Source organism: Pseudomonas arsenicoxydans (genome assembly GCF_900103875.1).
Classification (GTDB): Bacteria; Pseudomonadota; Gammaproteobacteria; order Pseudomonadales; family Pseudomonadaceae; genus Aquipseudomonas; species Aquipseudomonas arsenicoxydans.
In genome coordinates, this window is record NZ_LT629705.1 from 4,970,102 (window position 1) to 4,982,390 (window position 12,289).

13 protein-coding genes are annotated in these 12,289 nt (G+C 60.7%); 6 read left to right on the forward strand and 7 right to left on the reverse strand.

All coding sequences use genetic code 11. The annotated features are described in order from the left end of the window. Positions 1-3: 3 nt before the first annotated feature. Complete coding sequence (gene lpdA / locus BLQ41_RS23110; RefSeq protein ID WP_090184864.1) at positions 4-1,389, forward strand: dihydrolipoyl dehydrogenase; 1,386 nt, start codon at positions 4-6, stop codon at positions 1,387-1,389. A gap of 231 nt (positions 1,390-1,620) precedes the next feature. Continuing rightward, positions 1,621-2,640: a branched-chain amino acid aminotransferase gene (locus BLQ41_RS23115; protein ID WP_090184867.1), complete on the forward strand. Its 1,020-nt coding sequence runs from the start codon at positions 1,621-1,623 to the stop codon at positions 2,638-2,640. A gap of 55 nt (positions 2,641-2,695) precedes the next feature. Here BLQ41_RS23115 and BLQ41_RS23120 read toward each other — a convergent pair whose 3' ends face one another. The 3 genes from BLQ41_RS23120 to BLQ41_RS23130 are packed head-to-tail and all read right to left on the reverse strand — an operon-like array spanning position 2,696 to position 5,725. After that, complete coding sequence (locus BLQ41_RS23120) at positions 2,696-3,538, reverse strand: TIGR03915 family putative DNA repair protein (RefSeq protein ID WP_090188777.1); 843 nt, start codon at positions 3,536-3,538, stop codon at positions 2,696-2,698. Next, entirely contained in the window at positions 3,535-4,755 is a 1,221-nt protein-coding gene (locus tag BLQ41_RS23125) for a putative DNA modification/repair radical SAM protein (RefSeq protein WP_090184870.1), read from the reverse strand. The genes BLQ41_RS23120 and BLQ41_RS23125 overlap by 4 nt, the downstream gene beginning before the upstream one ends. A gap of 52 nt (positions 4,756-4,807) precedes the next feature. Further along, complete coding sequence (locus BLQ41_RS23130; protein WP_090184872.1) at positions 4,808-5,725, reverse strand: LysR substrate-binding domain-containing protein; 918 nt, start codon at positions 5,723-5,725, stop codon at positions 4,808-4,810. A gap of 105 nt (positions 5,726-5,830) precedes the next feature. On the opposite strand from BLQ41_RS23130, the gene BLQ41_RS23135 reads away from it, so the two are divergent. After that, positions 5,831-6,439 (forward strand): LysE family translocator, encoded by a 609-nt coding sequence (locus tag BLQ41_RS23135; RefSeq protein ID WP_090184875.1) that lies wholly within the window; start codon positions 5,831-5,833, stop codon positions 6,437-6,439. Here the strand turns inward: BLQ41_RS23135 and BLQ41_RS23140 are convergent. After that, the gene (locus BLQ41_RS23140; protein ID WP_090184877.1) at positions 6,436-7,200 is read right to left on the reverse strand and encodes an ArsR/SmtB family transcription factor; all 765 of its coding nucleotides are present in this window, start codon (positions 7,198-7,200) and stop codon (positions 6,436-6,438) included. The genes BLQ41_RS23135 and BLQ41_RS23140 overlap by 4 nt on opposite strands. Before the next feature lie 82 nt (positions 7,201-7,282). Between BLQ41_RS23140 and BLQ41_RS23145 the strand changes: the two genes are divergently transcribed. Continuing rightward, positions 7,283-8,482 (forward strand): cytochrome P450, encoded by a 1,200-nt coding sequence (locus tag BLQ41_RS23145; protein ID WP_090184879.1) that lies wholly within the window; start codon positions 7,283-7,285, stop codon positions 8,480-8,482. On the opposite strand, the gene dmeF is transcribed toward BLQ41_RS23145, so the two are convergent. The 3 genes from dmeF to BLQ41_RS23160 all read right to left on the reverse strand — a co-directional run bounded on the left by dmeF (position 8,403) and on the right by BLQ41_RS23160 (position 10,587). Further along, positions 8,403-9,332, reverse strand: a complete 930-nt coding sequence (gene dmeF / locus BLQ41_RS23150) for a CDF family Co(II)/Ni(II) efflux transporter DmeF (protein ID WP_090184881.1) — start codon at positions 9,330-9,332, stop codon at positions 8,403-8,405. The two genes, BLQ41_RS23145 and dmeF, sit on opposite strands and share 80 nt — an antisense overlap. A gap of 11 nt (positions 9,333-9,343) precedes the next feature. Next, positions 9,344-9,619, reverse strand: coding sequence for a metal/formaldehyde-sensitive transcriptional repressor (locus tag BLQ41_RS23155; RefSeq protein ID WP_090184884.1), 276 nt, complete (start codon positions 9,617-9,619; stop codon positions 9,344-9,346). 86 nt (positions 9,620-9,705) lie between these two features. Next, on the reverse strand, positions 9,706-10,587 hold the full coding sequence (locus tag BLQ41_RS23160) for a LysR family transcriptional regulator (protein ID WP_090184887.1): 882 nt from the start codon (positions 10,585-10,587) through the stop codon (positions 9,706-9,708). A gap of 116 nt (positions 10,588-10,703) precedes the next feature. Here BLQ41_RS23160 and BLQ41_RS23165 point away from each other — a divergent pair, with 116 nt between their 5' ends. Then, positions 10,704-11,735, forward strand: a complete 1,032-nt coding sequence (locus BLQ41_RS23165) for a D-cysteine desulfhydrase family protein (protein WP_090184890.1) — start codon at positions 10,704-10,706, stop codon at positions 11,733-11,735. A gap of 234 nt (positions 11,736-11,969) precedes the next feature. After that, the gene (locus BLQ41_RS23170) at positions 11,970-12,242 is read left to right on the forward strand and encodes a pyocin S6 family toxin immunity protein (protein ID WP_090184893.1); all 273 of its coding nucleotides are present in this window, start codon (positions 11,970-11,972) and stop codon (positions 12,240-12,242) included. The last annotated feature ends 47 nt before the right edge of the window (positions 12,243-12,289 follow it).

Genomic DNA, 12,289 nt, shown 5'->3' on the forward strand with positions numbered 1-12,289 from the left:
GTCATGCAACAGACTTTGAATACCACGCTGCTGATCATCGGTGGTGGCCCCGGCGGTTATGTGACGGCGATCCGTGCCGGCCAGCTGGGCATCCCGACCATCCTGGTGGAAGGCCAATCCCTGGGCGGCACCTGCCTGAACATCGGCTGCATTCCGTCCAAGGCGCTGATTCACGTGGCCGAACAGTTCCACCAGACGCAGCATCACAGCCAGCATTCGGCGCTGGGCATCAGCGTTTCGGCACCCACCCTCGACATCAGCAAGAGCGTCGAGTGGAAGGACGGCATCGTTGATCGCCTGACCACGGGCGTGGCGGCCCTGCTGAAAAAGAACAAAGTCCAGGTCATTCAAGGCTGGGCCACCGTGGTCGACGGCAAAACCGTTGATGTCGGCGACACGCGGATTCTGTGCGAGCACCTGGTGCTGGCCACGGGTTCGAAAAGCGTGAACCTGCCGATGCTGCCGATTGGCGGTCCGATCATCTCCTCCACTGAGGCCCTGGCGCCGACGTCTGTGCCGAAACGGTTGGTGGTAGTGGGTGGCGGCTACATCGGTCTGGAGCTGGGGATTGCCTATCGCAAGCTCGGCGCCGAGGTCAGTGTGGTCGAGGCTCAGGATCGCATCCTGCCGGCCTACGATGCTGAATTGACCCAACCGGTGCACGACGAACTGAAAAAACTCGGCGTGAAGCTTTACTTGAAGCACAGCGTCCAAGGCTTTGATTCTGCTAGCAATACTCTGCAAGTTCTGGAGCCGGGCGGCGAGACGCTGAACCTGGAAACGGATCAGGTGCTGGTGGCCGTCGGTCGCAAACCCAACACCCAGGGCTGGAACCTCGAAGCGCTGAACCTGGACATGAACGGTTCGTCGATCAAGATCGACAACCGTTGCCAGACCAGCATGCGTAACGTGTATGCCATCGGCGACCTGAGCGGCGAACCGATGCTCGCGCACCGGGCGATGGCCCAGGGCGAAATGGTCGCAGAACTGATCAGCGGTCTACACCGCGAGTTCAACCCGACCGCCATCGCCGCCGTATGCTTTACCGACCCGGAACTGGTGGTGGTCGGTAAAACCCCGGACGAAGCCAAGGCTGCGGGGCTGGACTGCATCGTGTCGAGCTTCCCGTTCGCGGCCAATGGCCGGGCGATGACGCTGGAATCCAAAAGCGGCTTCGTGCGCGTCGTGGCGCGCCGCGACAATCATGTGATCGTCGGTTGGCAGGCTGTCGGGGTCGGTGTTTCAGAGTTGTCGACCGCCTTCGGCCAGAGCCTGGAAATGGGCGCGCGACTGGAAGACATCGCCGGCACCATCCACGCACACCCGACACTGGGCGAAGCGGTACAGGAAGCTGCGCTGCGGGCATTGGGCCACGCGCTGCATCTTTAACTGATCGTTCCCACGCTCTGCTTGGGAATGCAGCCCGGGACGTTCCGCGTCCTAGAAGCGGACGCAGAGCGTCCATTGAGGCATTCCCACGCAGAGCGTGGGAACGATCAGTGCGAGAGAGATCGCATTCCGGGCTGCGAAACGGGCCCGGAATGAAGTATTGTTGTCCCCATCCAAAAAACGTCAGAAGCCTTGAACCGTTTCGGCGGTTGTTAAGTGATAGAGGGTGTCATGGGTAACGAAAGCATCAATTGGGACAAGTTGGGTTTTGACTACATCAAGACAGACAAGCGCTATCTGTCGCACTGGCGTAATGGCGAGTGGGACAAAGGCACCCTGACCGAAGACAATGTGCTGCACATCAGCGAAGGCTCCACTGCCCTTCACTATGGCCAGCAATGCTTCGAAGGCCTGAAGGCCTATCGTTGCAAGGACGGCTCGATCAATCTGTTCCGCCCGGATCAGAACGCCGCACGCATGCAACGCAGCTGCGGTCGCCTGCTGATGCCACAGGTGTCCACCGAGCAGTTCATCGAAGCGTGCAAGGAAGTGGTCCGTGCAAACGAGCGTTTCATTCCGCCTTACGGCACTGGCGGCGCGCTGTACCTGCGTCCGTTCGTGATCGGCGTGGGTGACAACATCGGCGTGCGTACCGCACCGGAATTCATCTTCTCGATTTTCTGCATCCCGGTTGGCGCCTACTTCAAGGGTGGCCTGACTCCGCACAACTTCCTGATCTCCAGCTACGACCGTGCGGCCCCACAAGGCACCGGCGCGGCCAAGGTCGGTGGCAACTACGCCGCCAGCCTGATGCCAGGTTCCCAGGCCAAGAAGGCGCACTTCGCTGACGCCATCTACCTGGACCCGATGACCCACACCAAAATCGAAGAAGTCGGCTCGGCCAACTTCTTCGGGATCACCCACGACAACAAGTTCGTCACGCCGAACTCGCCGTCGGTCCTGCCAGGCATCACCCGCCTGTCGTTGATCGAACTGGCCAAATCGCGTCTCGGCCTGGAAGTGGTTGAAGGCGACGTGTTCATCGACAAGCTCTCCGACTTCAAGGAAGCCGGCGCTTGCGGTACCGCTGCCGTGATCACTCCGATCGGCGGCATCAGCTACAACGACCACCTGCACGTGTTCCACAGCGAGACCGAAGTCGGTCCCGTCACCCAGAAGCTCTACAAAGAGCTGACCGGTGTGCAGACTGGCGACGTCGAAGCACCTACGGGCTGGATCGTTAAGGTTTGACCTGACATCCGCCACAACAAAAACCCGCTGGGCGCCTGTGCGTCCAGCGGGTTTTTTATGGATTCTGAAGACGCTCGGCGTCTGCCAACGTAATGCGCTTACCACCCCTGCCCTTGATCCCGCTGGCCTGACCGTCCTGCTGCTTGCCTGTGCGAGCCTGAATGATCAACCCCGGAATCAGCGCGCCTTCCGGCAGGTTCTTCCAGAACCGCATCGGCAAGTGCCCTTGCATCACCGTCGGGTTCAATCGCGCCGGATTGAAGATATGGCTGTAGTAGGTCAACCACATGTCGCTGTGCGGATCGTCGGCGTTTTGTGCCAGTTGCTGCCATTCAATCGGACAGCGTCGTTGGTGGATCAACTGCTCGCCATCGTAGTAAACACCGTCCCGAGGTGTCGCAATCAACCAGCGATGGCGGCCCATGCGACCGATGAAATGTTCGCTGGCGCTGTGCAGGATGTCATGGGCCGGTTCGTGCCAGGCGACATAGTGCGGGCCCTCGCCTTCAGGCATCGCGACGAAACGCACAAATGCATGTAGATGATGAGCTTCACGCTGTATCTGCTTGATTCTTCTCTGTAATTCACTGCCTAATTTGTCACCCGCCAACACCGCTGTGCGGTCACCATGGCTGACCCGCCACAACACTTCGTACAACAAGCTCCACCGCTGATCACCGCGATAACGGGCAGCGCGTTCCAGGGTGTCCAATAGCGTTCGCGGGATCCGGGCCTGAAACGGCCCCAGGGTTTCGGGCGGCGCATCGTCACTGGCGAACAGGTCGGCCACACCTTCACTGGCCCAACTCACCAGGCTGGGGTCCACCTCATGACTGAGCAGCCAGCGTGCCTGTTGGCGCCAGGTGTCGAACAGGTCGTCGCAATCGAGATGGATCACCCCCACAACCCCATCTGTTGTGGGGCTGGTCGGTCGCGCAATTGCTGATACAGCAGATGACTGGTGACCTCCGCCTGCTGCGGGTGGTAATCGCTGGTGATAAAGAACGGCTTGGCCTTGGCCAGGACGCAGCGCATTCGGGTCAGATCCTCATAGCGGATGCGGCGCTGACGACGCAGTTCCACCAAACGCTCGGTGGTGCGCAAGCCAATGCCGGGGATGCGCGCGATCAACGATGCCTCGGCGTGATTGAGGTCCAGCGGGAAGACCTCGCGATTCTCCAGCGCCCACGCCAGTTTCGGGTCTATGTCGAGCGCCAGGTGCCCGGGGCCCTTGAACAGCTCACCAGCGGTGAAGCCGTAGCTGCGCAAGAGGAAATCCGCTTGATACAAGCGATGCTCACGCATCAACGGCGGCGCGGCCAACGGCACGCTTTTCGGGCTGTTGGGGATCGGACTGAACGCCGAGTAATAGACCCGCCGCAAACGGAAGTTGCCATACAGCGCCTGGGCACTGTGAAGGATGGTGCTGTCGTCGGTGTCATCGGCGCCGACGATCATCTGCGTGCTCTGCCCGGCCGGAGCAAATTTCGGTGCGCGCGGCTCGTTGAGCACGGTTTGTACGCCGGTGTAGATGGTCTGCATCGCTTGCTTGATCGATCCCAGCTGCTTCTCGGGGGCCAGGGTTTGCAGGCTGGCATCAGTGGGCAACTCGATGTTCACGCTCAAGCGATCGGCGTAGCGCCCCGCCTCCTCGATCAGCGCGGGGTCGGCTTCGGGAATGGTCTTGAGGTGGATGTAACCGCGGAACTCATGCTCTTCGCGCAGCAGCTTGGCCACGCGAATCAGTTGCTCCATGGTGTAGTCCGCCGAACGTATGATCCCGGAGCTGAGAAACAGTCCACTGACGCAGTTGCGTCGGTAGAAATCCAGGGTCAGCGTCACCACTTCTTCGGGCGTGAAGCGTGCGCGTGGCACATCACTGGAGCGACGATTGACGCAATACTGGCAGTCGTACAGACAGAAGTTGGTCAGCAGAATCTTCAGCAGCGAAACGCAGCGCCCATCCGGCGTATAGCTATGGCAAATGCCCATGCCGTTGGTCGAACCCAGCCCGCTCTTGCCCTCGGAACTGCGCTTGGGTGCACCGCTGCTGGCGCACGACGCGTCGTACTTGGCGGCGTCGGCGAGAATGCTGAGCTTGTCGATGAGTTCCATGGGGCACGCCTTATACTGGATGGATACACAGTATCGCGTCGATGCCCGTGGTTCAAGTCGCGAACGCACCCTTGGTCGCCTGATGCTCATCCTGAGCAATCCGGGCAAACAACCACTCCACAAATACTCGCGCAGACGCCGTCACATCCGGCGCCACGCCGTAGTAATAGCGCGGCAGCGGCATGCGCAATTCGGGTAACGGGCAGATCAGGCGTCCACTGCACAGGTGCGTGCCGAGTAACGAGGTCGGGCACAAGGCGATGCCCTGCCCTTCGACGGCAGCCTGAAGCACAAGGTGCATGTGATCGAATTGACGGGTGGCCTGAGCGGCTGACTGGCGTTGGCCGAAGTGCATGGCCCAGTTATGCCAGTCTTCGCGGCGCGCCTTGGCGGTCAGCAACGTGTGCAGCTCCAGTCCAGCGAGGTCTGCCAGTGGCTGCTGTTCGATCAGCGAGGGCGCCGCGACCAGCAGCAGTTCGTCTTCAAACAGGGGGCGCGCTTCAATCGCCGGCGCCCAGTCGTCGCGGCCACGGCGAATGACGACGTCAAACCCGTCGCGGGGATGATCGGGGGCCTGGGTCTGGGTTATCACCTGCGGGGTGATGCCCGGGTATTGCGCCATGAAATCCGCGAGCCTGGGTTCCAGCCACAGTTGGGCAAAGGACGGGCGGACATTGATCTTCACCACCGGTAGCGCGGCATGCCGCTTGAGTTCGGCGGCGGCGTTGGCGATCTGCGCCAATCCGGCACTCACCTGCCCATAAAATCGCTGGCCGGCCGGCGTCAGCAGAGACTGCCGGATGCGTCGCTCAAACAACAACACGCCCAGATGTTCTTCAAGCAATTTGATGTGTCGGCTGACCGCACTGTGGCTGACATGCAGTTCTTCGGCCGCCAGGGCGAAGCTCTGATGACGAGCAGCGACAGCAAAGGCGCGAACAGCGTTGAGCGGGGGTAGTTGATTATTCATGCGTCTAATTTAGTCACCTATGCGCTGTAATTAAAGCGTTTGTCACGCGCATTGCGTCACGCCAATCTGCCCGCACGCAGCCAGCGCCACCTGACGGAGCACGCCATGAACAACTACGGACTGTTTTTGCTTTTCGCCACGCTGACCATTCTGAGCCCCGGGCCCGGCGTACTGCTGACCCTGTCCAATGCGGCCAGACACGGCTGGACGGGGGCGTTGCCGGGGATTTTCGGCATCGCCTCGGGGGCGTTCATCGTCGCTGCCATCAGCGCCACCAGTGTGGGCCTGATCCTCAGCACTTCGGCCCATGCCTTTACCGTATTGAAATACGCAGGGGCCGCGTATTTGTTGTACCTGGGGTTCAAGAGCTGGCGCTCGGACCGTTCCAGATCGCTGCTGCAAACCCGGCCCTCAAGCCCGGGCTATCGCTTTCTTGAAGCGGCATCGATCCAGTTCCTGAACCCCAAGGCGGTGTTTTTCTTCCTGGCGGTGTTCCCGCAATTCATCGACACCTCTGCGCACTTCACCAGCCAGTTTTTCAAACTGGTCGCCTCTTACGCGGTGCTGGTGATCCTGGTGCATGGCAGTTATGCGCTGCTCGCCAATGCCGCCAAAGGCTGGTTGTCGAGCCCAAAAGGTGCCTGGCTGGCCGCGAAAGTGTCAGGGGTGACCTTTGCCGGTTTTGGTGTGCTCATGGCCTCGGCCAGTCGCTAAGTCGTCGGGCTGGCGCTCGCACGACGGCGAGACTCGGCAGGTGTGGGTCGAGCGGTTGCGACTTGAGCCGGCAACTCAACGGCGAAGCGGCTGCCGATTTCCTTGCGCCCGACCGCCGTCAACGCCAGCGCCCGACTGTCCAGGTCCTGGGTCAGCCATTTGCGCTTGATGGCGGTTTGCAGCAACGCCGCGCCCAATGAGCCGCCCAGGTGCGGGCGGCGCATGCTCCAGTCCAGGCACGGGCAGGCGAAGCGGCGGCGCAGCGTATTCAGGTCCTTGACCTCGATGCCCAACCCGGCGAACAGAGCCTCGCCACTGGTGCTGAGCTGATAAACCTGCTCGTCGGTTTCCAGCAACCATCCGGCGTCGATCATCCGGTCATGCAGCAGCACCGCGAGAGTGCCGGCCATGTGGTCGTAACAGGTGCGGGCGAACTGCAGCCGATCCGGCGTCCGTGAGCTGAAGGCCGGCGCGTTGTTCTGGCCGATCACCATCAGCGCTTCCAGCGCCTGGGCGACGCGCTTGTCGGCGAGGCTGTAATAACGATGGCGGCCCTGCACGTGCAACCGCACCAGCGCCAGTTCCTTGAGCTTGGCCAAATGCGCGCTGGCCGTGGACGCACTGACTTCGGCAACGGCTGCGAGTTCGGTGCTGGTGCGGGCGTGGCCGTCCATCAGCGAGCAGAGGATTTTCGTCCGGGCAGGCTCTGCAATGGCCGCTGCCACCTGAGAGACGCCGATGTCGTGTTGTTCAACGTTCATATTTCGTTCCCGAACGAATCAAGGCCTTTGCGAACTGGAGATAGTAGCAACACTTTCTCCACCACGAACAAGGCTGCGACCCATGGACCCGATCATCGCTGCAACTCATGCCGATCCTTATCCTTATTACGCCCAACTGCGCGCCGAGGGCGGAATGGTTTTTCATCAAGGGCTGAAACTGTGGGTGGCGAGCAGCGCCCGCGCTGTCGCTGCCGTGCTGGCGCATCCCGATTGCCATGTGCGGCCGTCCCACGAGCCGGTGCCCAAGGCGATAGTGGGCGGCATGGCCGGCCAGGTGTTTGCACAATTGATGCGCATGAACGAGGGCGAACGCCACCGCTGTCCGAGGTCGGCGATTGAGCCGGGGCTGGCGCTGATTGATGTGAGCGAAGTCGAGGCGCTGGTGAGCGCGCGGCTGATCACGCCGGACGCCGCGGGGTTGTACAACGCCATGTTCCGCGGGCCGGTTTGTGTGGTGGCGGCGTTGCTGGGGTTCTCACCGGCCCAGGGTCGGGCTATCAGCGAGCTGACGGCGGATTTCGTCGCGTGCCTGTCGCCGCTCAGTGATCTGGCGCAACTCCAGGCGGCGCAGGGAGCGGCGGAGCAATTGAGGGAGTATTTCGTTGAGCTGCTGGAGGATCCGGACAACAAAAGCGCACTGCTCGCCGGGATTCGCCAACGTTTCGCCGCCGACCATGAAAAGCTGATTGCCAACCTGATCGGGCTGTTTTCCCAGACGTATGAGGCCACCGCCGGGCTGATCGGCAACGCGCTGTTGGCGTTGATTCGAAACCCGTCGTTGCGCAGCGAATCGACGCGCGTTGACCACTTGATTGCAGAAGTTCAGCGCTTTGATCCGTCGGTGCAGAATACCCGGCGGTTCGTCGTTGCCCCGTGTGAGATTGACGGTGTTCACCTCGATTCAGGCGATGTGATTCTGGTGCTGCTGGCGTCGGCCAATCGCGATCCGCAGCTCAATGAGCGTCCCGACGCGTTTATGCTGGATCGCCCACAACGCCGCAGTTTTACCTTTGGCGCGGGGCGTCATCAATGTCCGGGGCAGATGTTGGCGCTGGAGATCGCCAGGGCGACGCTGAAGGAGATCCTGACCCATCGGCCCGATTGGGATTGCCTGAGCTGGCACTACCGCCCTTCCCTCAACGGCCGCCTGCCGCATTTCAACGATGGACCCGCACGCGGCGTCAAGCGGTGCGAAACTCCACCGTCAGGTGAGACAGCTCATGAACCGGCGCCAGGCGTTCACGAATGGTGTCGGCACTGACTGAAGCGCTGGCCACGACACTGACAATCGCCGCCCGCGCACCAGGCCCGACCTGCCAGACGTGGAGGTCACTGATGCGCACGTCATCGGTCGCCAGTAACTCACGAATTTCAGCAGCCACTGGCTCATCGGTGGTGTCGAGCAACACCGCCGCACTGTCGCGCATCAGGCCATAGGCCCATTTGGCAATGACAATGGCACCGACGATGCCCATCGCCGGGTCCAGCCAGACCCAGCCCAGGTAACGACCGGCCAGCAAGGCCGCGATCGCAAGCACCGAGGTCAAGGCATCGGCCAGCACGTGGACGTAGGCCGAGCGCAGGTTGTTGTCGTGATGATGGCCGTGGTCATGGTCGTGGCTATGACCATGATCATGGCCGTGATGCCCATGATTCCCCATCAACAGAAAGGCACTGGCAATGTTCACCGCCAGCCCGATCACGGCAATCACCGTCGCCTCTGTAAAGGCTACGGTGGTCGGCTGGAACAGCCGCAGGACGGACTCCACGGCAATGCCAAGCGACACCAGCCCGAGCACCATGGCCGAGGCAAAACCGGCCAGATCACCGACCTTGCCGGTGCCAAAACTGTAGCGGGCGTTGCTGGCATGCCGTCGGGCGAAACCATAGGCCGCCGCCGCGATGCCCAAGGCCGCGACATGGGTCGCCATGTGGAAACCATCGGCCAGGAGCGCCATGGAACCTGTGATGTAACCGGCGGCAATCTCGCCGATCATCATGACGAAGGTCAGCGCCACCACCCACCAGGTGCGGCGGGCGTTTTCATCATGGGAAGCACCCAGGAACATGTGGTCGTGGGCAAAATTCGAAGCCTGCGGTAACGGTGTCATTTTTTCAGGCCTTATTTCGAGTAACGACGGATGGCTTGCAGTAACTCTTCCAGGCCTTCGGCGCGCTCTTCGTCGCTCAGGCCTGGACGGGCCACGTGTTCACGGGCGTGGGCATCGATGAACTGATCCATCAAACCGTTGACCGCACCACGAATGGCGGCGACCAGGTGCAGGGTCTTGGCGCAATCAGCGTCGGACTCAAGCGCCTTTTCCACCGCCTGGACCTGGCCTGAGATGCGCCGCACCCGGTTGAGCAAATCATCTTTGTGTTCGTGAATGTGTGACATACCTATACCCCCTACCCCTATCTGGCGCGCATAGTCACTGATCCTGAGCGAACTGGCAAGTCAACAATCCAAAAGTGGCGTGCTCTTTACGCCAGTCGATCCGCAACGAAATCGACAAACGCCTTCAACTTGGGCAGTGATTTCCTTGAGCGTGGGTACACCATCTGCACCGGTTTGGGCGGCGGAACATAGTCCTCCATGATCCGCACGAGCTCGCCAGTGGCCAAGGCCGCCGACACCAGAAAATCGGGCTGCATCAAAATCCCCTCTCCGGCCACCGCCGCTTGCAACAACACCTGACCGTCATTGCTTTTAAGCACCGCCCCTTCCGGCCACGGCACTTCGCTGGCACCGTTTCTCAGCGGCCAGGCGAAGCGGTTGTTCCAGGAAGTGTGCGTGAGAATTCTGTGTCGGTGCAGGTCTTCGGGCGTCTGCGGCTCCTGCCATTTCTGCAGATACCGGGGCGATGCGCAGATCACCATTCGATACGGCGGCAAGGGCTTGGCCAGCAGATTGATGCCGATCAGTTCGGAGATTCTGAAGGCCAGGTCGAACGACGTCTCGTACAGGTCCACCACTTCGTTGCTCAGGATCAGTTCCACCTGAATCTGCGGATAACGCTGCATGAACTCGGCCACCAGCGGGCCGACCAGAGACACGCCGAGAGCCATGGGGGCGGTGATTCGCAACAGGCCGCTGGGCTCGGGGCTTGAGGCTTCGACCCGACTGAATGCGTATTTCACCTGTTCCAGCGCGAGCTTGGCTTCTTCATAGAACAATCGGCCTTCCCCGGTAATGGACTGGCGCCGGGTAGTGCGCTGGATCAGCTTGGTATTGAGGGTTTTCTCCAGACTCTGGATGTGCCGTCCGACCATGACGGCGGACATGCCCACCTCGCCGGCGGCATCGGCAAAACTGCCGGCCTCGACCACGGCGACGAAGACTTCCATTTGCCTGAGTTTGCTCATGTCCCTGCCTTGCATTAAATACATCAGGTTAAAGGAGTAATAACCGGCGATGCGTTTATCACCCGAGGCTTTCTCCCTAGAGTCACTTTAATAAAGTGAACAACGAGGCGTCATTGATGCAAACCCTACTGGACAAGTCACTGAGTTCTTTTGCGCGGGTCGACCTGTTGCAAGGTCCTACGCCGATTCAGAGGGCTGAACGCCTGGAGCAATGGCTGGATTTGAAGTCGCGGGGCATCGGCCTGTATCTCAAGCGTGACGATCATATGCTGATCGGCGGTGGCGGCAACAAGCTGCGCAAACTTGAATTTCACATTGGCGCCGCGCTTGAGGCCGGCGTCGACACGGTCATTACCGTTGGCGGCCTGCAGTCCAATCACGCGCGCCTGACCGCTGCGGCGTGCGCCCGCCTGGGCCTTGCCTGCGAACTGATCCTGACCCGCGCGGTGCCCAAAGACGAAGTGGACTACGAACTGAACGGCAACGTCCTGCTCGATCAGTTGTTCGGCGCAGACATCCAGGTGCTAGCCGCGGGCAGCGATTCGCTCGCCCAAGCCGACATTCGCGCCGCACAACTTCGCGACTCGGGGCACAAAGTGCTGGTGATACCCACGGGCGGTTCGACGCCCCTGGGCAGTCTCGGTTATGCACGCTGCGCGGCGGAAATCGCGCAGCAGGAAACAGAACTCGGCCTGACGTTCAACCAGATCGTGGTGCCCAACGGCAGCGCCGGCACCCACGCCGGGTTGGCGGCAGGCTTCGAATTGCTGGATCGCGGCACTTCAATCGTCAAGTCGTACTCGGTGCTGTCCGATCACGACACGTCAGCGGCCAGGACCCTGAAATTGACCGGGGACGCCCTGACATTGCTGGGCAGCGACGCCAATGTGGCGGCTGAAGCGATCAACATTGACGGCAGTCAGCTGGGCGACGGATACGGTTTGCCGACACCAGCCATGCAAGAAGCCGTACGCCTGATGGCTCGCGCCGAAGGGTTGTTGATTGACCCGGTGTATTCCGGAAAAGCCTTCGCCGGGCTGTTGGCCGATCTCAGGCAAGGGCACTTTCGTTCCGGGGACAATGTGTTGTTTGTCATGACCGGGGGAACACCGGGTTTGTATGCGTATCGGGAAACTTTTCAGGCCTGACGGTGAACAACACAGAACGGACGCTTTATTGTGTCCGCTTTGACGGCAGCTTTGCGCGGGAGGCCTTCGGGCCTGCCGGGTTCCTTGGTTCCCCGGTCCTGCAGCCCCGCGCAAGCACGCGTTGGTTAGGGGGCTAATTGGAAAAAACGGCCCGCGTTTCAGACCCGTCCTACATCTATCCAATCCCTATTGATATAGCGTCCGCATCGCTTTGAAATCAATTGAGGGATCTTTATGTTTCTATGGATAAGCGGTTTTTTAAAAGGCGACGATGCGGGTGACTTCCTGAAATTCGAACACACCGTTCGACCTGAGTGTGAAAGCGCAATATTGGATGTGTTCGGCTGGAAAAGTCTTGATGAGGCAGCGGACGACGAATGGCATCTGACTAGCGAGCAAGCACAAAAAATCGCGGCTGTTCTCAATCAACCCCTACCGACAGAATTGGAACTGTTCATCGGGGTGCGCGATTCGATTTTGCTTAAATCAAACTCGCTGTCAGGTTAGACGTCGCCACCCGCATTACGGGGCGATGCGGCACGCCCCGTCACGAA

Bases quoted from the DNA above. Each gene is read 5' to 3' on its own strand.
- lpdA (WP_090184864.1), top strand. From the start codon at position 4: ATGCAACAGACTTTGAATACCACGCTGCTGATCATCGGTGGTGGCCCC.
- BLQ41_RS23115 (WP_090184867.1), top strand. From the start codon at position 1,621: ATGGGTAACGAAAGCATCAATTGGGACAAGTTGGGTTTTGACTACATC.
- BLQ41_RS23125 (WP_090184870.1), bottom strand. From the start codon at position 4,755: ATGGAACTCATCGACAAGCTCAGCATTCTCGCCGACGCCGCCAAGTAC.
- BLQ41_RS23130 (WP_090184872.1), bottom strand. From the start codon at position 5,725: ATGAATAATCAACTACCCCCGCTCAACGCTGTTCGCGCCTTTGCTGTC.
- BLQ41_RS23135 (WP_090184875.1), top strand. From the start codon at position 5,831: ATGAACAACTACGGACTGTTTTTGCTTTTCGCCACGCTGACCATTCTG.
- BLQ41_RS23140 (WP_090184877.1), bottom strand. From the start codon at position 7,200: ATGAACGTTGAACAACACGACATCGGCGTCTCTCAGGTGGCAGCGGCC.
- BLQ41_RS23145 (WP_090184879.1), top strand. From the start codon at position 7,283: ATGGACCCGATCATCGCTGCAACTCATGCCGATCCTTATCCTTATTAC.
- dmeF (WP_090184881.1), bottom strand. From the start codon at position 9,332: ATGACACCGTTACCGCAGGCTTCGAATTTTGCCCACGACCACATGTTC.
- BLQ41_RS23155 (WP_090184884.1), bottom strand. From the start codon at position 9,619: ATGTCACACATTCACGAACACAAAGATGATTTGCTCAACCGGGTGCGG.
- BLQ41_RS23160 (WP_090184887.1), bottom strand. From the start codon at position 10,587: ATGAGCAAACTCAGGCAAATGGAAGTCTTCGTCGCCGTGGTCGAGGCC.
- BLQ41_RS23165 (WP_090184890.1), top strand. From the start codon at position 10,704: ATGCAAACCCTACTGGACAAGTCACTGAGTTCTTTTGCGCGGGTCGAC.
- BLQ41_RS23170 (WP_090184893.1), top strand. From the start codon at position 11,970: ATGTTTCTATGGATAAGCGGTTTTTTAAAAGGCGACGATGCGGGTGAC.